Source organism: Hymenobacter sp. UV11, from assembly GCF_004684095.1.
In the GTDB taxonomy this organism is placed as follows: Bacteria; Bacteroidota; Bacteroidia; order Cytophagales; family Hymenobacteraceae; genus Hymenobacter.
This window is the reverse complement of sequence record NZ_SRII01000007.1, coordinates 238,280-260,785: the sequence shown is the minus strand read 5'-3', so window position 1 is coordinate 260,785 and position 22,506 is coordinate 238,280. Positions and strand designations below refer to the sequence as shown.

The following is a 22,506-nucleotide window of genomic DNA, read 5'->3' as shown; positions in this document are numbered from 1 at the left end:
CGTGCCAGCTCCTAGCCAGAAAACAGCCCTAGCTGCGCCTTGGGCCGCCGCAGCAGCGCCTGCGATTGGGCTACCTCCTCCTCGGTTACGTCTACGGACATGGGCAGCTCGGGAACTTCGCTGGCCACGTCGCTACCCCCCTCGGGCTTGGTAGTGCCACGGCGCTTGACTTCGCGGCGAACCGGCTCGGGGCCTTCGTCGGTGAGCAAGCTCAGGTTATGAATTTTGTAATAGCTGAGCTTATTACCCATTGCCTTCCAGCCTTTTACTTCGATAAACTGGTCGAGGCGCAGGGACTCAGTTTCTTTATCGGCCTTTTTATCGCGCTGGAGCTTGATTTCTACCACCGGCTCGGCAAAGCTGCTGGCGGCCAGTAACTTCGAGCCCTTGCTTTCGGATATGAAGGTAAAGCGCTTCTCCAATGTCGTGGTTTCAATGTGAAAACGCTTGACATAGTGGGTTTTGGACTCGCCATCTACGTACACGGCACTCACCACGGTATCGGGCTCCAGCTTACGCAGCAGCACGATGTTGGGCACGTCGAAGTGCGTGGCCGTGGAAGGTGGAGTCAATTCGTACGAGCCGTCTTTGTACACCACCAGCACCAGGTGCTCGGTATCGAAGGTGCCCAGGTAGCGGCCGTGGTTGGTGTGGTTGAGCTTGCCCACCACGCTGTCGAAAAACACTTCCCTACCCCCCAGTGTGCTGTCGCCCAGCGACTTCTGGGTAATTTTCTTAATTAGCTGCTTGGTTACGATATTGCCCATCGAGCCCTTGCCCTTGATGGCCAGCTCGGCAAAATCGAACTCGAACTGCTTGACCCGCGCCGGTGCCTTGTCCGAAAGCTGCACGGCCACGGTTTCGCTCTCCGAATTAGGATTAGCCGTGAGATACAGTGTTTTAGTACCCTTGGTGCCTTTGGTAAGGTCGTAGATTTTGTCGCGCGTGATGCCCGATACCAAGAAGCGCTTGGCGAAGCTGATGCCGCTGGCGCCGTCCACGTACACCATGTTGTACACCAGCCGGTCGTCGTTCTTGTTGTAGACGCCCACGTGCAGAATATCCTTGCCCACGAAGGTCTTCTCCGCAATCTTGGTCACCATAAACGTGCCGTCGCGCCGAATGGCGATGATATCATCGAGGTCCGAGCAGTCGGTCACGAACTCGTCCTTCTTCAGCCCGTAGCCCACGAAGCCATCCTGGCGGTTCACGTAGAGCTTCTGGTTGGCCACCGCAACTTTCTGTGCCGTAACTATATCGAAGGTACGCAGCTGAGTCTTGCGCTCGCGCCCTACCCCATACTTTTTGAGCAGGTTCTCGAAGTAGGCGATGGCGTAGCGCGTGATATTGGCGAGGTTGTCGGCCACTTCGGCCAGCTCGGCGTCGAGCTTCTGAATATATTCCTCGGCCTTGAACCCGTCGAACTTTGAGATGCGCTTGATGCGAATTTCGGTGAGGCGCGTGAGGTCGTCTTCGCTCACCGGCCGGCGAATTACCAGGCGCAAGTCATTGGCCTTGAGCTTCTCCCCTTCCACGCGCACAAACTTCTTAAGGCCCGCGTCGATGGTTTCCAGAATCTGCTCCCAGGTTTCGCACTCCTCAATTTTACGGTAGATGCGATTTTCAATGAAAATCTTCTCCAGCGAGGCAGAGTGCCACTTTTCCTGTAATTCCTGCTGCCTGATTTCGAGCTCACGCTCCAGCAGGCGCACGGTTTTGCCGGTGCTCAGGCGCAGCATGTCCTCCACGCTCACGAAGCGCGGCTTGTCGTCGATGATGACGCAGGTGTTGGGCGAAAGGGAGATTTCACAATCGGTGAAGGCGTAGAGCGCGTCGATGGTGAGGTCGGGGCTGATGCCGGGCGGCAGCTGCACCTGAATCTCGACCAGCGCGGCGGTGTTGTCCACCACCTTCTTAATCTTGATTTTATTGGCTTCTGACGCCTTTACAATGCTCTCCATGAGCGCCGTAGTAGTAGTACCGTACGGAATGTCGCGGATGATGAGCAGCGTCTTATCAACCTTCTCAATCGTGGCTCGCAGCCGGATGCGCCCGCCGCGCTGCCCGCTCTGGTAATTACTGATATCAGCCAGGCCGCCGGTTGGAAAGTCGGGGTGAAGCTGAAATTCCTTCCCGCGCAGCACCGCTACACTGGCCTGGCACAGCTCGCGAAAGTTGTGCGGCATAATCTTGGTACTCAGGCCCACGGCGATACCCTCTACCCCCTGCGCCAGTAGCAGCGGGAACTTAACGGGCAGCGTGACGGGCTCGCGCTTGCGACCGTCGTAGCTCATCTGCCAATCGGTGATGTCGGGGTTGAACACCACTTCGAGGGCAAACTTGCTGAGGCGGGCCTCGATGTAGCGCGCCGCGGCGGCCGAGTCGCCGGTGCGCACGTCGCCCCAGTTACCCTGGTGGTCGATGAGCAGGTCCTTCTGGCCCAGGTTCACGATGGCATCGCCGATGCTGGCGTCGCCGTGCGGGTGGTACTGCATAGTCTGGCCGATGATATTAGCCACCTTGTTGAGGCGGCCATCGTCCATCTCATTCATCGCGTGCAGAATGCGCCGCTGCACGGGCTTCAGGCCATCCTCCACGGCAGGCACGGCACGCTCCAGAATCACGTAGCTGGCGTAGTCCAGAAACCAGTTCTGGTACATGCCCCGCACGCTGTTCACGTCGTGAATAACTTCGCCGGGGGCAAATTTGGGCTCTTCCTCCACGGTGGCTTCCTGCGGCGAGTCGGGTTCCGCCTCAGTAGTAGCCTCTTCGGCTTCCGCTTCATCGGCCGCCTCTTCGCCAAACAGCGCGTGGGCTACAGCCTGCGCCGCATCATCGGCTACTTCGGGTACTGGTGTTTCGGCCGTTGCATCGTGGGCCGCGCGGGCTGGTTCGGGCAAGTCAAAGTCCAGCGAGTCACCCGGTTGAAGGTAGTCGGGAGTAGAAGCGTCGGAAGCGGGAGGGGTAGAAGTAGCCACTGGAAAAAACGTAAATCGGCAAGCTGCCGTCAAAAGTACCGTAAAAAAGGGGGCAATACACCAGTTAAATTAATACTGATACCAGCCGTAAAGTTCCCAAAAATATTAGCCACACCCCAGATTCAGGTTACTAACCACACTAGCAAACAGTTGATGACTCCAACCTGAAACCGCCGCCCTGCCACCAACCAGAGGCAAAGCTACTCGCGCGCCGATGGTAGCTGGCGCGTTTCTTCTAGGTCAGCGCTGGGGGCGGTATACTGCACGTAGTCGAGCAGCTTATCGAGCAGTGGGCTGGGCAGGTTGTGCAGCAAAGGGAGTAGAAACGTGGCATCGGCCGTATTAAAGTGCCCCGTCAGCTCGCCGAGCGCTTCGGGGGTAGCAAACCGAAACCCCATGTGCCAATCGCTGAAGCGCCGCCGTTCGAGCACGCCCGCTGCCAGCAGCTGCAGCCGATGGTGGCGAGGGTCGTGCGCAATGCGTTCAAAGTATAGCTGGTGCAGTACTTCCATCGGCCCTTCCAGCACCTGCAGAAAGTGGCCGTCGGACGCATAAAGCAGCAAGCCAGTCAACTCATTGGCTTGGTTATAAGCGCGGGCCTGTTGCAGCAGCAGTAGCAGGTCGGCTTCGGTTAGCGGCTGGGTGGCTTGGCTTTCGTAAATGAGATGATGCAGCGGCATAAAGCAAAGATACGAATGGCTGAAAAAAGCCATTTTTTAAGGCTGCTAAGAACAGCTTGAGCAATAACTATTTTATGAATAAAAAATATAACTATTGACAAAGCCTCGTAAGCGAAGAAGAAATTTATAAGAGCCTTACGGTATCTATAAAATCACATTTCACTTTTAATAAATTATCGACAATTAATTTTGTTTTTGTTACTTATTTTACACTTTGTTCTCAAATATTTTACATCGCTAATTATTTTCGTTTTATGCATAATGTACAATTTTTTTCAGTTCAAAAACTATTACTTCTGCGAATCAATGAGTTAGCATTTTATTGTTGTGGTGGGGCAGTAGCTTTTACCTAAACAGGCCCATAACTTGCACCTCGAATAGGAGCCACTTAATTAACTACGTGAAAGCATTTTACCGTCTTGTTTTAGCCTTTAGCGTCTTCACAGTTTGCAGTTTATTTGCCTGGGCCAACTGGGATGCCCCGGAAATGCACCATTTTGTGCGGCCGGTTGAGATAACAATCTGGCAGCTAGCTCCCTTGGGTGGCGATTCAGCGGCAGCCTATTCTCTACAGCGCCGGTTGGCCACCGAGCCAGGCGTATCGGCCTGCGCAGTAAGCCCGCGGACCAGCTGCGTGGCCTTCGTCTACCATCCGGAGCAAACTACACTTGCGGCGCTTTACCAAGCCGTGGGCCACTACGGCGCACGCATTATTGACAACCCGCCGGCCAATACTGCTCAGTCGGCCATCCGGCAGTGTCCCGTGCCAGTAAGCTATTTGGCTTGGCTGGACCAGGTCCGGTTTGCGCTCAATGTCCGACGCTTTTTTGTATCCGTCTAGCTGCTTTTCTCCTCCGGCCCTACCCTAGCCAGAGCCAGGGAACGTGGCTATTCCTTGCTTCACCCTCACCTTTTTTCTATGACGAAACCTCAACTCTCCTTAGCCAGCGCTTGCTTGCTAGCCCTCACCTTGGCCACGGCCGGCTGCGGCTCCCAAAGTGACCCTACCCCTGCCGCACAGCCTAGCTCGCTCTACGTGCGCATGGGTAGCAAAACTGGTATTGAAGCCATCGCCGACCAGATGGTAGCCAACGTAGGCGCCGAAACCGGCCAGGCCAATTCCGTGATGTTGCGCTCGCACAAGCCAATGCTCGATGCCATCAGCAGCCAGAATGGCCAGCCGGCCACTGACCCTACCCGCCTTCAGCGCCTGCGCAACAACGTGGTAGACCAGTTTACGGACATTACCGGCGGTCCCATCAAGTATGCGGGTAAGAGTATGCTGGCAACTCATACCGGCATGCAGGTAACCACTGCCGAATACGCCGCCTGGCGCACACTGCTCGACAACTCACTGGCGACCAACAAGATTGGCACTACGGAGAAAACGCAATTCACCGCCCTCATTGATGCTATGAAAAGTGACGTTGTGAATCACTAGCCAACAGAGACGTATCCTCACTAAAAAAGGTCTTGCGGGCCTACCCCTGGGGTAGGCCCGCAAGACCTTTTTTAGTGACACAATCGGTGGAAGCCTACGCCAGCGCGATTTCGGCTACCGGCAGTACGTCGCTCGTTACCAAGTCTTTTTCGAGGCGCAGGTTATCGATGATAAACTCCTGGCGCGCGGGCGTATTCTTACCCATGTAATACGCCAGCACCTGATGCACCGAGCGGTCGGACTGCAGAATAACCGGCTCCAGCTTGATATTTTCGCCGATGAACTTGCCAAACTCGTCGGGCGAGATTTCACCCAGGCCCTTGAAGCGCGTTACCTCGGGGTTGCGGCCCAGCTTGCGCATCGCGTCCTGCTTCTCGCTCTCGTTGTAGCAGTAAATGGTATCCTTCTTGTTGCGCACTCGAAACAGCGGCGTTTCCAGGATGTAGACGTGGCCGTTGCGCACGAGGTCGGGGAAGAACTGGAGGAAGAACGTGAGCAGCAGCAGCCGGATGTGCATACCATCGACGTCGGCGTCGGTGGCGATTACTACGCGGTTGTAGCGTAGGCCTTCGAGCCCTTCCTCAATGTTGAGAGCGTGCTGCAAGAGGTTGAATTCCTCGTTCTCGTACACAATTTTCTTCTTGAGACCGAAGCAGTTGAGCGGCTTGCCGCGCAGGCTGAACACGGCCTCCAGCTCCACGTTACGGCTCTTAGTGATACTACCGCTGGCCGAGTCGCCTTCGGTGATGAAGAGGGTCGTGAGCGGCTCTTTCTCGGCGCCGTCCTTGGCATTCTCGCCCAGATGAAAGCGGCAGTCGCGCAGCTTACGGTTGTGGAGGTTTGCTTTTTTGGCGCGCTGGTTGGCCAGCTTTTTCACGCCGGCCATATCCTTGCGCTCGCGCTCGCTCTGCTCGATGCGCTTCTTGAGTAGCTCCTTGGTTTCGGGGTTTTTGTGGAGGTAGTTGTCGAGGTGCTCCTTCACAAAGTCCAGAATGAAGCCGCGCACCGTCGGGCCCTCCGGCCCCATGTTGATGCTGCCGAGCTTGGTCTTGGTTTGGCTCTCGAATACCGGCTCCTGCACCCGCACCGAGATGGCCCCGATGACGGACGCCCGAATATCGGCCGCGTCGTATTCCTTGCCATAGTGCTCGCGCACGGTCTTCACCAACGCTTCGCGAAACGCGGCTAAGTGCGTGCCACCCTGCGTAGTATACTGGCCATTCACGAAGGAATAATACTCCTCCCCGTAGTCGTTGCCGTGGGTCAGGGCCATCTCGATATCCTCCCCCTTCAGGTGAATGATATCGTAGCGGCGGCTATCCTTGTCCGTTTTGTCGCTGAGCAGGTCGAGCAAACCGTGCTCCGACACGTACTTCTGGCCGTTGAAGTGGATGGTGAGGCCCGCGTTGAGGTAGCAGTAGTAGCGAATCTGGTTTTCGAGATATTCCGGAATGAAGCGGTAGTTCTTGAAAATCGTCTCGTCGGGCTGGAAGGTGATGAGCGTGCCGTTGCGCTGGCTGGTTTTCTGGGGGGTAGGGTCGCTCACGAGCTGGCCCTGCGAAAACTCGGCTGCCTTGAGCTGGCCTTCGCGTATACTTTGTACGAGGAAGTAGCTGCTGAGCGCGTTCACGGCCTTGGTACCTACCCCGTTCAGGCCCACCGACTTCTGGAAAACCTTGCTGTCGTACTTGCCGCCGGTATTGATTTTGCTCACCACGTCCACGACCTTACCCAGCGGAATGCCGCGGCCGTAGTCACGCACCTGCACCTTGCTCTCCGATATCTTTATCTCGATGGTGCGGCCGTGGCCCATCACGTGCTCGTCGATGCAGTTATCGACTACCTCCTTCACCAGCACGTAGATACCATCGTCGTAGCTGGAGCCATCGCCGAGCTTGCCGATGTACATGCCGGGGCGCAGGCGAATGTGCTCGTCCCAGCGCAGGGTGCGGATGCTGTCTTCGTCGTAGGCGTGGATGGGGGCGGCGGGTAGGGAATCACTCATGGGGCAGAAAGCAGAGAAAGGCGCGTTGGTGGGGTAAAATAACGGCGAAAATGGCGGTTAATCACCACCTGCCTTGCCAGCCGGCTTAGTTTTTCCGGCCAATTTACTTAGCTAACAGCGGCCAGCCGCGCCCGGTTCGCTGGGCTGGACCCAACGCGGCAGCCCGCTTTGCGTAAGCGCCCTACCACCTCCGCTATTGGGTCTCAGCTTATCAGCTTATATTCGGAATGCTACCCCCTGCTAATCAATTCAATACTCCCCGCCACGTGCCCTCTCCAACCGCCAACCACGCCCCGGCGCAGGTTAGGCAGTCACCGGTAGTGCACTACACATTTATGCTCATTGGGCTGTCGCTGCTGGTATTTGTGCTGCACAAGCTCGACGACCTGCTGTTGCCGCTGCTCTACGCCATTCTGCTGTCGCTGCTGCTGATGCCGCTGGTAACTAAGCTTGAAAAGTGGAAATGGCCCCGGATGCTGGCCATCGCCACGGCCATTATTCTGGTCATTGCCAGCCTGGCGGTGCTCATCTACTTGTTTGGCTCGCAGATAATCGGGCTCCGCAACGAGATTCCGCTCATCCAGACTAAGCTGGTGGCGTACTTCGACCAAGTGCAGCAGCAGCTGAGCCATCGCTTTGGCTTTCAGCCAATCAGCCACGACGATATTATTACTTCCTCGCTCGATACGGCCCGCAAAGACGCCAGCAAGTACCTGGGCTCTACGCTCAGCACCACCATTGGCATCCTCAGCACCCTGACGCTGGTGCCGATTTACATTTTCTGTTTTCTGTATTACCGCGACCATCTGCGCCAGTTTATGTTCCGCTTTGTGGAACCCGACAAGCGCACGACGGTGCTGCATACCGTTGATAATATTCAAAATGTGGTGCAGGGCTACATGACGGGCCTCTTCACGGTTATCGTGCTGGTTTCCATTATGAACGCCGTGGGCCTGCTGCTGCTGGGCGTGAAATACGCCCTCTTCTTTGCCGTATTTGCCTCAGTGCTGGCCGTTGTTCCGTACGTGGGCATCACGGTGGGCTCGATTATTCCGGCCCTGATTACGTTCGTGGAAAGCGGCTCGCCGGGCCACGGCCTGGCCGTCATTGGGGTGTTTATGGGCGTGCAGGTGATTTCAGATAACATTCTCTCCCCCATGATTACGGCCTCTAAGGTGAGCCTTAACCCACTCACGGCTATCATTGCATTGATTTTGGGTGGTGAGCTGTGGGGCACGCCGGGCATGATTTTGAGCGTGCCCATCTCGGCCGTTATTAAGGTAGTGCTCGATGCGAATAAGGGTACCGAGGCCTGGGGCTTTCTACTGGGTGATGTGGGCGATGGCGAGGCTACCAGAAAAGACCCGGCCGATGACCGTGGCTTTATGGCCAAAATACTCGACCGGCTACGTGGCAAGCGCCCGCCGCTGGCACCCGAGCCGCAGCTGCCCACGATGTCGGCCACCCGCCGGGCCCAGGGCAAGCAGGTCAATGTATAAGGTGACGTGTAAAATTCAGCTGAATTCCGCTCTTTCTCAACCTTAGGCTGACGCCTACCCGTATAATATCCCACAACAGCAGCCCATTGGCGGCTGCTTTCTCACTTCTACTTAAATTCCACAGAAACCATGGCTAACGAAACAATTGCCCGCGCTCTTACCGACATTCTCAACCTCAACCGCACCTCGGTAAAAGGCTATCAGGAGGCTGCCGAAGAAGTAAAAAGCGCCGATTTAAAAGCTAAGTTGAGCCAGTTCTCGCAGCAGCGCGCTGGCTTCGTATCAGACCTCGAAGGCTTTGCCAAACAGTACGGCATTGATGCCCACGACACCAACACCGAAAGCGTAGTAGCTGACGCTGCTGCCGCCGTGCACCGCGGCTGGATTAATATTAAGGCGGCCATTACGGGCCAGGACGATTCTTCGGTACTCGATGCCGCCGAAACCGGCGAGGCTTCGGCTCTGAAAACCTACGAAACCGTGCTGTCGTCGAACGACGTACCGGCTGGTGCCAAAACGGTATTTCAGCAGCAGCACGACGCTATTTTGCAGGCCAAAAACTGGCTGGCTATGAACAAGAACAAGTAATTGCTGCCTGGCAATTAGTTAAAGAAAGCCCGTTGGTGCAAACCAACGGGCTTTTTTGTGCGCAGGCAGCAACTAACAAGCGCCCTAACTTTGTTAACAGCACTCGTCCTCCTACCTCCGCGCTTTGTACGCTATCATTGACTTAGAAACCACCGGTGGCCAGCCGGCCAACGACCGCATCACGGAGCTGGCTATTTTTGTGCACGACGGCCAGCGAGTGGTCGATTCCTATACCACGCTGGTAAATCCCGGCCGGGCCATTCCGCCCTTCATCACCCAGCTCACGGGCATTACCAACGACATGGTGGCCGATGCGCCGCGCTTCCATGAGGTGGCCCGCAAGGTGGTGGAGATGACCGAAGGCTGCGTGTTTGTGGCTCATAACGTGCGGTTTGACTATTCCTTTCTCAAGAAGGAATTTGCTGACTTGGGCTACAACTATTCGCGCAAAACGCTGTGCACCGTGCGCCTCAGCCGCTCCCTGATACCGGGCCAGCCCAGCTACAGCCTCGGCAAGCTGTGCCAGAATATCGGCATTCGGCTGGAGGGTAGGCACCGCGCCGCCGGCGACGCCGAAGCCACGGCCGTGCTCTTCGACCGCCTGCTCAAAATAACCCAGGCCAGCGACCTTGCCGAGGCCAATGCCGCCGACGCCCTGGCCCGGGTAGATGCCCTGGCGCCCGCCGGCCGCGGCGCCACTGCCGAAAAAAAGCCGAGTCCGCGCCGGGTAGCGGCCATGGCCCAGGCTATTAAAACGGCTCTTCTACCCCCCCTCATTACGCCCGAGAAGGTGGCCGCCCTACCCCAGGAAACGGGCGTGTACTACTTCCACAACGAGGCGGGCGAGGTGATTTACGTGGGCAAGAGCATTAACATTTACAAGCGCATTCAGCAGCACTTTGCGGTAGATGTGAAGTCGCGCAAGAGCCTGGATTTCAAGAACTCCATTGCTGATATCACCTATGAGCTGACCGGCTCGGAGCTGGTGGCGCTACTCTACGAGTCGCACCTCATTAAGCAGCTTAAGCCGGCGTATAACCGGGCGCAGCGACGCAGCGTGTTTCCGGCGGGCATCTACCTGAAGACCGACGAAAACGGCTACAAGTGCCTCTATTACGGCCGGGCCGATGCCCGCAACTCGGAGATTCCCATCATCGCGCTAGGCAACCAGTATAAGGCGCAAGGCTTTCTCTACCATAAAGTTGCGAAGTATAACCTGTGCCAGAAACTGTGCGGGCTGTACAAAACAACGGGCGCGTGCTTCGACTATCAGGTGCACCGCTGCCAGGGCGCCTGCGTGGGCCAGGAACCGCCCGAGAGCTACAACCAGCGCGTGGACGAGGCCATCGACAGCATTACCTACGAGCACGAGTCGTTCGTGATTATCGGCACCGGCCGGCGCGCCGACGAGAAGTCGCTGGTCGTGATTGAGAATGGCCGCTACGTGGGCTTCGGCTACGTCGATGAAACGTTTTCGGCGCGCAAGCTGGCCGATTTTCGGGAAGCTGTGAAGCCTTACGCCGATAATAAAGACGTGCAGCAGATTATCCGGCAGTACGTGCGCACCAAGCGCAAGGGCGAGCAGGTGAAGATATTTGGGTAATGACTAATGACGAGCGACTAATAATCCCTTACTCGTCATTAGTCATTAAATAGCTACTTTGCCCGCCAGCTCACGTACACGCCTACCCCCCCACCGGGCAGCAACGTGGGGCTGACCTGCCACTTGGCTCTGGCGGGCTGGGGCAGCGCCAGCCCTACCCCCGGCCGGTTGGCCGGGTGGCGGCCCCAGCGGTGGCGGTGCGACAGATACGCCAAGTGCGCCGACAGGATGCCGAAGCCGGCGCCGGCTACCACGTCCGATTCCCAGTGCTTGTTGTTAAGCATTCGAAAGGCGCCTACGGTGGTGGCCACGGCGTAGGCGCCCACGCCGTACCACTGGCTTTTGTCGCGTAGCTCGGTGTGCACGATGCTGGCCGCCAGAAACGCCTGCGCCGTGTGCCCCGACGGAAACGAGCGGTAGTCGGAGCCGTCGGGCCGCAGGTGCTGAGTAGCGCGCTTGGTAATTTCTACGGCGCCCAGCATCAGGACTTCCGACTTGACCAGAATGAGCGCCAGGTTTACGCGGTCGTTGCGGCCGTCCACGCCGAAAGCCAGCACCGCCCCCAGCTCCAGGTAGGGCACCCACTGCCCATAGTCGTCGAGGTGGCTGCGGAAGTCGGGGAAGTGGTGCTGCAAGTCGGCCTGCGCCTGGCGCGAGGAGTACCACCCGTGGTCGTCGTACACGCTGATACCGTAGCCAATGAGCAGCGCCGGCACCACGCTGGCCCGCACCAGCTTGCCCCGGTACCAAGGCCGGGGCGCGGCGCCGGGCGGCGTCTGGTACTTGTGCAGCGTGGTATCGGGGGGCGTGGCGGCGGGCGTGGGGGGTAGGGCCTGCGCCTGGGCCACGCTGGCCAACGAGCTTGTCAGCAGCACTAAATAGCCGCGACGAAATGGCCGTCCAAGGGGCCGACAAAGGGTAAAAATCGACATAGAATACAAAGAAAAGAGCGGGCCAGCTTACGCTGGCCCGCTCTTACGCAAAACGGGGGGGGTAGGGCGCGGCAGCTATTTGCCGCTGTCGGCCAGGGCATCTTTGCTGAGGCTGGCGGCATCTTTCACGATAACGGCGGTGCCGTTTTTCAGCGTTTTTGACACGGCCCGGAACGGCCCGCTCACCACCTTGGTGCCGGCAGTGAGGCCGCTCACAATCTCGATATTCTGGAAGTCGCTGATGCCTGTTTTTACCGGCGTCAGCACGGCTTTACCGTCCTTTATCACGAATACAACTTCCTCAATCTTCGCTTTGGGCGCGGCCCCGTTCTGGTCCACTGCCTGGGCGCGGGCGTCGGCCCCTTCCACTTTCTGGTCGTTTTTACGCACGGCGGCCGAGTCGGAGCGCGTGGTCACGGCGGCCAGCGGCACACTCAACACGTTGCTTTTGCGGTCGGCAATGATATCGACCGAGGCCGTCATGCCCGGCCGGAAGGGCACGGTGCTGTGGCCCTTGGGACCAACTTTTACTAGATGGCGGTAGCTGTCGGGCAGCAGGCGCACGCGCACCTCAAACTCGGTCACGGCCTCAGCCGTGAGCGCGTCCTTGGCCGTGTTGGCGATGGCCGTTACGATACCTTTAAAGCGTTCATTCTGGGTGGTGTAAGAGTCTACCTCCACCTCGGCCGAGTCGCCGAGCTGCACCCGAATAATGTCGTTCTCGTTCACGCTCACCCGCACTTCCATGTTGTTAAGGTTGGCGATGCGCATGATTTCGGTGCCGGCCATCTGGGTGGTGCCCACCACGCGCTCGCCCTTCTTCACGTTGAGCTTGCTCACGGTGCCGCTCACCGGCGCGTAGATGGTGGTTTTGTTGAGGTTCTTCTGGGCTTCCTGCAAGCCGGCCTGGGCGCTGCGCACGGTGCTTTGGGCCGCCCGTATTTGCGCCTGAATGGCTTTCAGCTGCTCTTGCGAGGCATTATAGGCAGCCTGCGCGGCCTCGTAGTCGGCCTGCGAAATCACCTTCTGCTTATACAGCGAAGCCTGGCGGCGGTAGGTCAGTTCCGTTTGTTTGGCGTTGGCGGTTTGCTGCTGCAGCTGGGCTTCAGCCTGGCCCACGTTGGCGCGCTGGGTGCCCACGGCGGCGCTCTGCTGGCTCACCATGGCCACGTAGTTGTCGGGCCGAATGCGCAGCAGCAGCTGCCCTTTCTTCACCGAGTCGCCCTCGTGCACGTACAGCTCCGTGATTTCGCCCGATACGTCGGGGGAGATTTTCACTTCCGTTTCGGGCTGCACCTTGCCCGAGGCGCTCACTTTCTCCACAATGGTGGCCGGCCCGGCCATGGCCATCGTCACCTCAGCGCCCGCGGGCTTGCCAATCCAGCCCATTTTTTTGGCCAGCGCGAATCCTCCGATGAGTACGATTACTACGGCCGCCAGAATGTATAGTATACGGTTGTTTTTCATTTTTTAAGCTGTTCGCTAATACTAAGCCGCTAACTGTTAGCTACTAGCCGTTAGCTTTTTTTGCAATTATTCCTATCTTACCAAAACGTCAGCTAAGCGCCACTTTGAGGCTCGTGCTGGCAGCCATTAGCCAACGGCCAACGCTCACAGCTCCAGTGGGATGCCCTGGTAGAAATCGAGCACTTTGCGGCGGAAAATGAAGGTGTATTTGGCTTGCAGCTGATTGGAGACGGCAAAGTTCAGGTTGTTTTGGGCAATATTGAACTCGGTGCCGCTGAGCAAGCCGTTATTGAAGCGAATTTCCGAGTTGCGCTGCGTGAGCGTGAGGGCCGCTACCTGGCGCGTGGCAGCAGCATATTGCAGCTGCGCGGCGCGAGCGTCGGCATACGCCTGCTCGATGCCCTGGCGCAGCGTGAGGCGGGCCTGCTCGGCGCGCACCCCGGCGGCCTGCTCATTGATAATGGCGCGCTGCACGCCCGTGCGCACCTGCAAGCCGTTGAGAATCGGGACGGACAAGCCAAACTGAATGGCCTTGCCGTAGTTATTGCTCAGCTGGTCGATAAAGCGCGATGGCAGAGTCTCAAAGTTGGGCTGCCGGCCGGTCGTAACTACGTAGCTGGTAGGTACAATAGCCCCGCTCGATACGCGCTGCAACACCGGCACGTACTGGGCAGCCGTTGAGTCGCCGGTGAAGATGCGCGTCGATTGCGACGAGGAGAAGACCGTGGACAACGAGCCGTTGAGAAACAGGCGGGGGTAGTAGCTGCCGCGGGCAATATCTACGCTGCGGCGGGCGCTCCGCACGCGCAGGTCGGCAGCCTGAATTTCGGGTTTTGTGTTGGCGGCCTGCTGGTACACCGCGTTCAGGTCCAGCGTGTAAGACGCTTCCTGGTCAGGGTCGGGCAGTGAGGGCACCTCAATCTCAAAATTCTGAGCCGTAGCCGGGTCGATGTTGAGCAGCTGCAGCAGCGCCAGGCGAGCCAGATTGGCCTGATTTTGCGACGTTACCACGTTCAACTCGTTGGTAGCGAGCTGCGACTGGTTGTCGAGCAGCGTACTCTCCGGAATACTACCCGCCTTGAGCAGCAGCTTAGAGCGTTCAATCTGAGCCTGGGAATTGTCTACATACAGCTGGTTGGCGCGCACCAGCTCCTGCGCCAACACCAGCTGCAGAAACTGCGAAGCCACGTTGAGACTCAGGTCATTGCGAGATTTTTCAATATCCTGCACGCTGGCCTCGTAGTCCAGGGCATTGCGCTTAATGGTATTACGCAGGATAAACCCCTGAAAGATAACCAGCTGCCCCTGAGCAGCGAAGTTATTGGAGCGCGTTGTCGCGTTCTGAAACTGCGAGGTTACCGGGTTCACGTAGGTACCGTAGTTCCAGCCTTGGGTCGCATTCAGGTTGACGGTAGGCAGCAGCGCCGCCTTGCTCTGGCGCAGCACCTGGGCATTGCCCTGGGCCGTGAACTGGTTGAGGCGCACGCCCAGGTTGTGGTCCAGGGCATAGTCTACGGCGCGCCGGAGCGTCCAGGGGCCGGTAGCGGCCGCCGCAGGCGAGTTGAGCGCCGCCGCGGGCGGTGAGGCCGGGCGCGCATCTTGCTGGGTTTGGGCGGCCAGCGGCCCGGCGGCCAGCAGGCCCGCCAGCCCCAGGGTGGCGCGTAACAGGCAGGTACTTGGTGCAGTCATAGAAAAGAAGAGCTAACGTATTTACAAACAGAGACCCGACACTGCGAAAACGCAGTAGACCAGCAAATATTTTTGCCGGCCAGGATGCCGCTTCGGCCGCTGCGAGGGGGGTAGTATCGGCAACAAGGGCAATTCATTACCAGGCTTCACCGGCTTTTCACCTCTATTTGTGGGCGAAAGTAGGGCTGCTTACTCCAGCGTTGGAATGTAGGTGATGCGCTGCACCCAGCTCAGGTGGCGCAAGTAGGCCAGTGTCAGCTCTTTAATAGCACTATCCATTTCAATAAACTGCCGGGCGGCATCTCGCTTACCCTTGCGCGACACAAACATGGTGGCGATGTTGCAGTCGTCGTGGGCAATAACCGAGGCGATGAAGGCAATGGAGCCCGGCACATCGTGCGCATCTACGATGAGCGTGTGCAGCGCGCCCGAAAAATCGCAGCTAAAGCCATCGACCTCCACAATGCGGATAACGCCGCCGCCCCGGCTCTGGCCAATCACCTCCACGCGGTGGCCATCGGGGCCGGTCAGGTTCAGCTTGATGGTGTTTGGATGCAGGGTAGAAGCGTTGCCCACGCTCTGGAAGGTGTACGTCAGCCCCGCTTCGGCCGCGTGGTCGAAGGCGGTGCGAATGCGCGTATCGTCGGGGGCGTAGCCGAGCAGGCCGGCCACAATGGCGCGGTCCGAGCCGTGGCCCTCGTAGGTGCGGGCAAACGAGTTATAAAACGTGATGACGGCATTGGTAGGTACCGCCCCCAGGATGCGGATAGCGGCCCGCGCAATGCGCACTACCCCGGCGGTGTGCGACGAGCTGGGCCCAATCATCACCGGGCCAATCATGTCAAAAATGCTGGATTTTTCGGCCAAAGTGGTGAGTGGTGAGTAGTGAACTAGTGAGTCGTTGTCGTTGCGAGCGCAATGACAGATGCAGCCTCAAAAGTAGCGCCCCGCCGCGTTCGACCCGCGCCCGGCGGGGCCTGCCGATATTTGCCCCATTCACCACCTCCCGCCGATGGCCCCTTCGCCTACCCCCCCCGCCGCGCCCGAAGCCGAGTTTTCGCCCGCTGTGCTGGCCCAGCTGCGCCGCCTGCAAGCCCGCTACGCGGCCGACAACCAGGACCTGGCCGCTTATCTCGAAGGCCTGTATCACGCTGACTACGTGAACTATTGGGACTACATTCAGCTCGATACGCTGCTGAGCCTGCAACGGCCGCTCACCAAGTTTCCGGACGAGAAAATCTTTATCATCTACCACCAGATTACGGAGCTGTATTTTAAGCTCTGCCTGCACGAGTATGAGCAGCTGGGCGAACTACAAGAGCCCACGCTGGGCGAGGTGGTGCTACGCCTGGGCCGCGTGAACCGCTATTTTGAGAATCTTATCGACTCGTTCGACGTGATGGTGGACGGCATGGAGAAGGAGCAGTTTCTGCAATTCAGAATGAGCCTGATGCCGGCCTCAGGCTTCCAGAGCGTGCAGTATCGCTTCATCGAACTTGCCAGCACGGCCCTCGAAAACCTGGTACCCGCCGAAAAACGCCGCCTGCTCGGCGATGCCCCGACCCACGAAGAATTTATGGGCTGCATCTACTGGCAAGCTGGCGCCACCGTGGAGGACACCGGCGCCAAAGCCCTGACCCTCGTGGAGTTTGAGCGCAAGTATACCGGCGAGCTCGTGGCCCACGCCCGCCAATATGAGCACCGCAACGCCTGGGCCGTGGTGCAGCGCCTGCCTGAGGCCGACCGCCACCACCCGCGCCTGCTGCGCGCCCTCAAACAGCTTGACGTGAACGTGAACGTCAACTGGCCGCTCATGCACTACAAATCGGCGGTGCGCTATCTGCAGCGCGACCCGACCGACGTGCCCGCCACCGGCGGCACCAACTGGCGTAACTACCTGCCCCCCAAGTTTCAGCGCCGCATCTTCTACCCTCAGCTCTGGAGTGCCCAGGAGCTAGAAGAGTGGGGTAAGGGCTGGGTAGATAAGGTGCTGGAAGAACTGGGGTAAAAAAGCCCATTTACTTAATTTAGGAGCTAACATAACCTCCTTTCAGAGCCAATGGATTTTTCCTCTTTCGAGCCGCATGAGCTGACAGCTTTAAGTAAAGCGCTTCATTTTATAAAATTCGAGTCTGAAGATTCGGGCGCTTCGACCATAGCCGGCAGTCCAATCCTGGGGGCGCTTTACGCAAAATCTACCGAAATACTTTGGCAAAAAGCAGCCGCCTCGGGTGCTGGCCCAACCAAATTTTTTATGGCTAATGGTTGGCCAAGCATTGACAACGATGCTGAGAAACTAACTGTACTTAAATTTCATATAGCACAAGTAGAGGGCTGGAATGACTTGGCTGAAAGTGTACAAAGAGGTTTTATCAGTGACTTGATTTATCCCTTAAAAGCAACTGAGCAGACGTTAGATTCTTTACTAAGCTTTGGCAATGAGCACCATTCCCCCGAAGCTGGTATTACGCGCTAGGTTTTAGAGCATACAGGGAAAGTAGGAACGGTCATGCTGAACGCAGTAAAGCATCTCTACCGCTTCGTTAGATTAATCCAACGAAGCGGTAGAGATGCTTTACTGCGTTCAGCATGACGTTCTTTCAGTCGCAGCTAATCCTCAAGAAATGAATACCCCACCCTATTCCCACCCACGCTCATGCTGAAGAAGCTATTTTTCCTGGTCGCGCTGCTGGCCGGTTTGGCTGCCACCGCCCAAGCTGCGCCCCCTACCCCCCTGCGGGTGGGCATTGCCGCAAGGGTATTCACGTGATGGTGGAAAAACCGCTGGCCGTGAATATGGACCACGCCCGCCAGATGGCCGCGCTGGCTCAAAAGCACCACATTCACCTGCTCACCAACTACGAAACCACCTGGTACGGCTCCAACCGCGCCGCCTATCAGCTGGTGCAGAACCACGCCCTCGGTGATATCCGCCGGATGGTGGCCCACGACGGCCACCAGGGCCCCAAGGAAATCGGGGTGAACCAGGAGTTTCTGACCTGGCTCACCGACCCGGTGCAGAACGGCGGCGGGGCGCTGCCCGATTTTGGCTGCTACGGCGCCGACCTTATGACCTGGCTCATGCGCGGCGAACGGCCGCTATCCGTCACGGCCAGCGCCCTGCACATCAAGCCCGACGTATACCCCAAGGTGGAAGACGATGTGACCATCCTAGTTAATTACGCGAAGGCCCAAGGCGTCATTGAGGCGTCGTGGAACTGGCCTTACGCCCGCAAAGACCTCGAAGTGTACGGCCAGACCGGCTCGGTCATCGCCCTCGACCGCGACCACCTGCGCGTGCGCCGCACCGAAAAAGACCCCGCCAAAGATGAAACCGTGGCCGCCCCGCCCGTGCCCTACGACGAGCCCTTCGCATACCTGGCGGCCGTAGTACGCGGCACCGCGCCCGAAGACGTACTATCCTCCCTACCCACCAATATGCTGGTAGTCGAGATTCTGGACGCCGCCCGGCAGTCAGCCAAAGAAGGCCGCACGGTGCAGCTACCCAAGCAGGGGTGGCCGCAAACCGCTCCCGCCACGACAAGCAAAAGCAGCCGGTAAGGAGCCTCGGTGCTACGCCACAGCCGGCGCGGGGCGTAGCATATAGATGTGCGGAATACCGTCCTCTAAGTACCCCGCGCCCTGCTGCTCGAAGCCGAAGCTTTCGTAAAATTCCTTGAGGTAAAGCTGGGCGCCAATCTTGATGGCTTGCGGGCCAAACTGCGCCTGGCACTGCGCCAGGGCCTGGGTTAGCAACTGCTGGCCCAAGCCCTGGCGCCGGTAGCACGGCGAAGTCACGACCCGCCCAATGCTGACCTGGTCGTAGCTGCGGCCCGCCTCGAAAAGCCGGGCGTAAGCGGCCAAATCGCCACTATCGGTGTGCCCCAGCAGGTGCAGGGCCGCCGGGTCGTGGCCGTCAATATCCTGAAAAGCGCAGGTTTGCTCCACCACAAAAACCTCGCTACGGAGCTGCAGCAGGGCGTATAGCTCGGTCAGGGTGAGGGCGTCGAAGGGTTTGGTTGTCCAGTGTAGGGTCGTCATGGGCCGCGAAAGTAGCGGCGCGGGCGGCGTGTTGGCGCCAGGCTGCTCAATTTCCTACCCCCCGGCAAAAGCCTCACTGTACTTACTTAGCGAGGCTTTTGCCGGGGGGTAGGAATAGTAGCGCGAACTTTGTAGTTCGCGTCTCCGCGCCATTAGAACCAACCAAACGGCTCGGGGACGCGAACTACAAAGTTCGCGCTACTGCCCCTGACCCTGAAACCGTGCTAGTGCAGGCATCAGCATAGGCTTTCTAGCTTTGAAAATAATGCCCTTGCTCCAGGTCGGCCAGCAGGCCGGGCTGGGTGGGGTGCCAGCCCAACCGCTGTTGCGTGAGCACGCTGGTGGCCGGCATGTCGAGGCCCACGAAGCGGGCCATCCAGCCGAAATGGTCGGCGGCCTCTTCGGGCGTTTTGGATGCGACTGGCAGATTCAGGTGGCGGCCGATGATGGCGGCAATGTCGCGCATAGCAATGCCTTCGTCGGCCGCGCCGTGGTAGATGGCGCCGCCTACCCCCTGCTCCAGCGCCAGGCGGTAAAGGCGGGCCGCGTCGAGGCGGTGCACGGCGGGCCAGCGGTTGTGGCCGTCGCCCACGTAGGCTGCCACGCCCGTTTGGCGGGCGATGCTGATGAGCGTCGGCACGAAGCCATGGTCGTCGCGGTCGTGCACCGACGACGCCAGGCGCACTACCGAGGCGCGCACGCCCTTCGTGGCCAGGGCCAGCGCCACGGGCTCCGACATACGGGGTAGGGCGATGGGCTTGTCCTCCTCCGTAGCGGGGCGACCGAGGTTGAAACCCGCCAACCCGCCGGTGACGAGCAGCGGGCGGTCAGAGCCGGCCAGCGTTTCGCCCAGCGCCTCGATGGCAAGTCGGTCCGTTTGGCCAGCCGTTTCGTAGGCCGCGAAGTCGTGCACAAAGGCTAAGTGAATGACGCCATCGGCGGCCGCCGCGCCGCGGCGTAGGCTGTCGAGGTCGTCGAGCGAGCCCCGATGGGCCTCGGCGCCGGCGGCGCGTAGCGCCTGGGCTGACTCCTCCGAGCGGGCGAGGCCGAGCACCTGGTGGCCCGCGCTGAGTAATTCCTGCACAACGGCCGAGCCCACAAAGCCCGACGCGCCGGTTACGAAAACACGCATGTTAGTTTCCTTTAAATGAGGTGATTTATTATCTCACAAAGGTCCGGCAAGCAGGGGTAAGCGACATTGCGCGGGTCAAACCATCTGTTGAAAAAATCAAACAACGACCCTACCCCCTAAAATCGCCTGGGGTCAGGCTGGTCTGGCGCTTGAAGAAGTTGCAAAAGTGCGCCACGTCGGCAAAGCCCAGGCTGTCGGCAATCTCGGAGACGGTCCAGTTGGTTTGCTTGAGCAGGATTTTGGCTTCCTGAGCCACGCGGCCGCCGATGAGGCCGGTGGTGGTGTGGCCGGTGGTTTCCTTGAGCACCCGGTTAAGGTGGTTGACGTGCACGGCCAGCTGGCCGGCAAAGTCGGTGGCCGTGCGCAGGCGCAGCCGCTGCTGCGGCGACTCCAGCGGAAACTGCCGCTCCAGCAAGTCGGCAAACTGGGCCGCCACCCGCGCCGAGGCCGAGTGAGCGGGCGCCAGCGCCGGAGCGGGCTGAAACTTCTGCACCAGATGAATCAGCTCCAACAGGTAGGCGCGCAGCAGGTCGTATTTATAGAGGTAGTCAGACGCAATTTCCTGGGTCATCTTCTCAAAAACCGCCCCAATGGCCGCGTATTCGGCATCCGTGACCGCGAACACGGGGTAGGCGCCGGGCTGAAAAACTGGCAGCTCATCGACTACCGTGCGGCCTTTGGCGGGTAGCAAAAACTCCTCGGTGAAGATGCAGAAGTAGCCGGTTTGGTCCTGGTCGTGCGGCAGCCAGCGGTAGGGCACGCGCGAGGTGGCAAACCACAGGGCACCGTCGGCCACGTCCACCACCTGGTCGGCAAACTCTATCCGGCTGCGGCCCCGGATGAGGCTGATTTTGTAGAACGCCCGCCGGTCGAACGTCATCGGCGGCCGGTCGCGGTTAGCTAGCATCAGGTCGGCCACGTTGAAGACGTTGAACAGGCCGACTTCTCGTTGCTGGTCGGTCGGCAGTAAGGCGTTGGGAGCAACGCCGGCTGCGGGAGCCAGCTTAGTGAGGAGTTCGGCAGGCGGACGGGGAGGCATAGGCAAGAGTTGTAAAAATCAAAGGTATGCCTCGGACTTTTTAACTACAACCTGCGCCTACCCCTCCCCGACCGCCGCAATGTTGTAAACCAGGTTATAGCCTTTCCCACTCTGGTTGATGTGCGCCTTTTATATTAGTAGGACCTACGCAAAAGCGCCTGTCATTGCTTCGCTCGCAATGACAGGCGCTTTTGCGTAGGTCCTAAATTAATTGCTTTTCACAAGCAAGAAATTGCGGTAATTAATTCCTTACCGCCAATTCACCTTCTACCTGCGGCACCGACACGCCGCGTAGCGCCTCGGCCAATAGCGCGTAGGAATGCACGCGAGCTTCGTGGCTGAAAATATTGGAAACGGCCATGAGTTCATTCACCTGCGTTTGGTCGATAAAATCCTGCAGCTCCTGTTGCAGCGTGGCCGGGCCGCCGATGAAGGAATAGGCTAGCATGTGCTCGACCATCTGCTGCTGGCCGGGGGCCCAGAGCGGGGCCATCGACTCGACGGGTGGGGGTAGCGGGGCGGGGTGACCCGACACCACGCCCAGCATAAACTGTTGCAGCGACGTGGACAGCCACTGCGCCTCGGCGTCGGTATCGGCGGCTACCACGTTCACGCAGGCAATGACGTAGGGCGCGGCCAGCGCGGCCGAGGGCCGGAAATTCTGACGGTAGATACTCAGCGCCGCCATCATTTGGGTGGGCGCGAAGTGGCTGGCGAAAGCGTAGGGCAGGCCCAGAGCCGCCGCCAGGTAGGCGCTGTCGGTGCTCGAACCCAGGATGTAGATGGGCACATCGAGCCCCTCGCCGGGGATGGCGCGCACGGCGCTGGTACTGTTGCTGGCCGAGAAATACTTCTGGAGCTGCTGCACATCGCGCGGAAAATCCTGCGGCCCGCCAAAGCGGCTGCCCCGGATGGCCTGGGCCGTGACCTGGTCGGAGCCGGGGGCGCGGCCCAGGCCCAGGTCGATGCGGCCGGGGTAGAGCGTGGCCAGCGTGCCGATTTGCTCGGCCACTACCAGCGGGGCGTGGTTGGGCAGCATAATGCCACCTGAGCCCACCCGCAGCGTGGTGGTGCCGCCCGCGAGGTAGCCAATCAGCACCACGGGCGAGGCGCTGGCCACGCTGGCCATGTTGTGGTGCTCCGAGAGCCAGTAGCGGGTATAGCCCAGCTGCTCTACATGTTGCGCCAGGTCGAGGCTGTTATGAAAGGTATCAGCGGGGGTAGCGCCGGCCACAATGGGGGCCAAATCGAGGACGGAGAAAGCAACGGAAGACATAGCGAAGGGATAATGGCGGTCGATAATGAGCAGGTATAACCCCCGGCCGGGCAAATTGATTGCTTTTCGCCCGGCCCGCGGCCCTGGGCCCCTACCCCCTCCTGCCGGGCCAAACGGCCACGGGCAGTCCAGCGCG

At 59.1% G+C, this 22,506-nt stretch carries 19 protein-coding genes; 8 read left to right on the top strand and 11 right to left on the bottom strand.

What is annotated here, in order from left to right; all coding sequences use genetic code 11:
- Positions 1-11: 11 nt before the first annotated feature.
- Positions 12-2,978, bottom strand: a complete 2,967-nt coding sequence (locus E4631_RS15080; RefSeq protein ID WP_262709797.1) for a DNA gyrase/topoisomerase IV subunit A — start codon at positions 2,976-2,978, stop codon at positions 12-14.
- Positions 2,979-3,178: 200 nt separating this feature from the next.
- Entirely contained in the window at positions 3,179-3,658 is a 480-nt protein-coding gene (locus E4631_RS15075; RefSeq protein WP_166647991.1) for a BLUF domain-containing protein, read from the bottom strand.
- A 400-nt stretch (positions 3,659-4,058) separates the two neighbouring features.
- Here E4631_RS15075 and E4631_RS15070 point away from each other — a divergent pair, with 400 nt between their 5' ends.
- Together E4631_RS15070 and E4631_RS15065 are read left to right on the top strand one after the other, a co-directional pair.
- On the top strand, positions 4,059-4,499 hold the full coding sequence (locus E4631_RS15070) for a hypothetical protein (protein WP_133656465.1): 441 nt from the start codon (positions 4,059-4,061) through the stop codon (positions 4,497-4,499).
- A gap of 78 nt (positions 4,500-4,577) precedes the next feature.
- On the top strand, positions 4,578-5,099 hold the full coding sequence (locus E4631_RS15065; RefSeq protein ID WP_133656466.1) for a hypothetical protein: 522 nt from the start codon (positions 4,578-4,580) through the stop codon (positions 5,097-5,099).
- Between the two features lie 94 nt (positions 5,100-5,193).
- Here the strand turns inward: E4631_RS15065 and E4631_RS15060 are convergent, their stop codons facing one another.
- Positions 5,194-7,104 carry a DNA topoisomerase IV subunit B gene (locus E4631_RS15060; RefSeq protein WP_133656467.1) on the bottom strand — a complete coding sequence of 637 codons (1,911 nt, stop codon included), beginning with the start codon at positions 7,102-7,104 and terminating at the stop codon, positions 5,194-5,196.
- A gap of 266 nt (positions 7,105-7,370) precedes the next feature.
- On the opposite strand from E4631_RS15060, the gene E4631_RS15055 reads away from it, so the two are divergent.
- The 3 genes from E4631_RS15055 (at position 7,371) to E4631_RS15045 (ending at position 10,794) form a co-directional block, all read left to right on the top strand.
- The gene (locus tag E4631_RS15055) at positions 7,371-8,603 is read left to right on the top strand and encodes an AI-2E family transporter (RefSeq protein ID WP_240734943.1); all 1,233 of its coding nucleotides are present in this window, start codon (positions 7,371-7,373) and stop codon (positions 8,601-8,603) included.
- Between the two features lie 129 nt (positions 8,604-8,732).
- On the top strand, positions 8,733-9,191 hold the full coding sequence (locus E4631_RS15050) for a PA2169 family four-helix-bundle protein (protein ID WP_133656468.1): 459 nt from the start codon (positions 8,733-8,735) through the stop codon (positions 9,189-9,191).
- Between the two features lie 124 nt (positions 9,192-9,315).
- Entirely contained in the window at positions 9,316-10,794 is a 1,479-nt protein-coding gene (locus E4631_RS15045) for an exonuclease domain-containing protein (RefSeq protein ID WP_133656469.1), read from the top strand.
- A gap of 53 nt (positions 10,795-10,847) precedes the next feature.
- On the opposite strand, the gene E4631_RS26265 is transcribed toward E4631_RS15045, so the two are convergent.
- The 4 genes from E4631_RS26265 to sdaAB all read right to left on the bottom strand — a co-directional run bounded on the left by E4631_RS26265 (position 10,848) and on the right by sdaAB (position 15,749).
- A complete protein-coding gene (locus tag E4631_RS26265) occupies positions 10,848-11,669 on the bottom strand; it encodes a phosphatase PAP2 family protein (protein WP_205704247.1) in 822 nt (273 codons plus the stop codon).
- A gap of 132 nt (positions 11,670-11,801) precedes the next feature.
- Positions 11,802-13,193, bottom strand: coding sequence for an efflux RND transporter periplasmic adaptor subunit (locus E4631_RS15035; protein WP_133656470.1), 1,392 nt, complete (start codon positions 13,191-13,193; stop codon positions 11,802-11,804).
- Between the two features lie 144 nt (positions 13,194-13,337).
- Positions 13,338-14,882, bottom strand: a complete 1,545-nt coding sequence (locus E4631_RS15030; RefSeq protein ID WP_133656471.1) for a TolC family protein — start codon at positions 14,880-14,882, stop codon at positions 13,338-13,340.
- A 189-nt stretch (positions 14,883-15,071) separates the two neighbouring features.
- Positions 15,072-15,749, bottom strand: coding sequence for an L-serine ammonia-lyase, iron-sulfur-dependent subunit beta (sdaAB, locus tag E4631_RS15025; RefSeq protein ID WP_133656472.1), 678 nt, complete (start codon positions 15,747-15,749; stop codon positions 15,072-15,074).
- Between the two features lie 145 nt (positions 15,750-15,894).
- On the opposite strand from sdaAB, the gene E4631_RS15020 reads away from it, so the two are divergent.
- The 3 genes from E4631_RS15020 to E4631_RS15010 all read left to right on the top strand — a co-directional run bounded on the left by E4631_RS15020 (position 15,895) and on the right by E4631_RS15010 (position 18,443).
- Entirely contained in the window at positions 15,895-16,890 is a 996-nt protein-coding gene (locus E4631_RS15020; protein WP_133656473.1) for a tryptophan 2,3-dioxygenase family protein, read from the top strand.
- A 51-nt stretch (positions 16,891-16,941) separates the two neighbouring features.
- Positions 16,942-17,358: a hypothetical protein gene (locus tag E4631_RS15015; RefSeq protein WP_133656474.1), complete on the top strand. Its 417-nt coding sequence runs from the start codon at positions 16,942-16,944 to the stop codon at positions 17,356-17,358.
- 293 nt (positions 17,359-17,651) lie between these two features.
- The gene (locus E4631_RS15010) at positions 17,652-18,443 is read left to right on the top strand and encodes a Gfo/Idh/MocA family protein (RefSeq protein ID WP_133656649.1); all 792 of its coding nucleotides are present in this window, start codon (positions 17,652-17,654) and stop codon (positions 18,441-18,443) included.
- Between the two features lie 12 nt (positions 18,444-18,455).
- Here the strand turns inward: E4631_RS15010 and E4631_RS15005 are convergent, their stop codons facing one another.
- The 4 genes from E4631_RS15005 to E4631_RS14990 form a co-directional block, all read right to left on the bottom strand.
- Positions 18,456-18,923 (bottom strand): GNAT family N-acetyltransferase, encoded by a 468-nt coding sequence (locus tag E4631_RS15005; protein ID WP_133656475.1) that lies wholly within the window; start codon positions 18,921-18,923, stop codon positions 18,456-18,458.
- Between the two features lie 250 nt (positions 18,924-19,173).
- A complete protein-coding gene (locus tag E4631_RS15000; RefSeq protein ID WP_133656476.1) occupies positions 19,174-20,055 on the bottom strand; it encodes an SDR family oxidoreductase in 882 nt (293 codons plus the stop codon).
- A 109-nt stretch (positions 20,056-20,164) separates the two neighbouring features.
- Positions 20,165-21,094 carry an AraC family transcriptional regulator gene (locus E4631_RS14995; RefSeq protein ID WP_133656477.1) on the bottom strand — a complete coding sequence of 310 codons (930 nt, stop codon included), beginning with the start codon at positions 21,092-21,094 and terminating at the stop codon, positions 20,165-20,167.
- Between the two features lie 241 nt (positions 21,095-21,335).
- Entirely contained in the window at positions 21,336-22,370 is a 1,035-nt protein-coding gene (locus E4631_RS14990; RefSeq protein WP_133656478.1) for an LLM class flavin-dependent oxidoreductase, read from the bottom strand.
- Positions 22,371-22,506: the final 136 nt, after the last annotated feature.

What these genes read in the sequence shown, in the direction of transcription:
- E4631_RS15060 (WP_133656467.1), bottom strand. Translation starts at nt 7,104, where the DNA reads ATGAGTGATTCCCTACCCGCCGCCCCCATCCACGCCTACGACGAAGAC.
- E4631_RS15010 (WP_133656649.1), top strand. Translation starts at nt 17,652, where the DNA reads ATGGTGGAAAAACCGCTGGCCGTGAATATGGACCACGCCCGCCAGATG.
- E4631_RS15020 (WP_133656473.1), top strand. Translation starts at nt 15,895, where the DNA reads ATGGCCCCTTCGCCTACCCCCCCCGCCGCGCCCGAAGCCGAGTTTTCG.
- E4631_RS15015 (WP_133656474.1), top strand. Translation starts at nt 16,942, where the DNA reads ATGGATTTTTCCTCTTTCGAGCCGCATGAGCTGACAGCTTTAAGTAAA.
- E4631_RS14995 (WP_133656477.1), bottom strand. Translation starts at nt 21,094, where the DNA reads ATGCCTCCCCGTCCGCCTGCCGAACTCCTCACTAAGCTGGCTCCCGCA.
- E4631_RS15050 (WP_133656468.1), top strand. Translation starts at nt 8,733, where the DNA reads ATGGCTAACGAAACAATTGCCCGCGCTCTTACCGACATTCTCAACCTC.
- E4631_RS15030 (WP_133656471.1), bottom strand. Translation starts at nt 14,882, where the DNA reads ATGACTGCACCAAGTACCTGCCTGTTACGCGCCACCCTGGGGCTGGCG.
- E4631_RS15075 (WP_166647991.1), bottom strand. Translation starts at nt 3,658, where the DNA reads ATGCCGCTGCATCATCTCATTTACGAAAGCCAAGCCACCCAGCCGCTA.
- E4631_RS15065 (WP_133656466.1), top strand. Translation starts at nt 4,578, where the DNA reads ATGACGAAACCTCAACTCTCCTTAGCCAGCGCTTGCTTGCTAGCCCTC.
- E4631_RS15000 (WP_133656476.1), bottom strand. Translation starts at nt 20,055, where the DNA reads ATGCGTGTTTTCGTAACCGGCGCGTCGGGCTTTGTGGGCTCGGCCGTT.
- E4631_RS15005 (WP_133656475.1), bottom strand. Translation starts at nt 18,923, where the DNA reads ATGACGACCCTACACTGGACAACCAAACCCTTCGACGCCCTCACCCTG.
- E4631_RS14990 (WP_133656478.1), bottom strand. Translation starts at nt 22,370, where the DNA reads ATGTCTTCCGTTGCTTTCTCCGTCCTCGATTTGGCCCCCATTGTGGCC.
- E4631_RS15035 (WP_133656470.1), bottom strand. Translation starts at nt 13,193, where the DNA reads ATGAAAAACAACCGTATACTATACATTCTGGCGGCCGTAGTAATCGTA.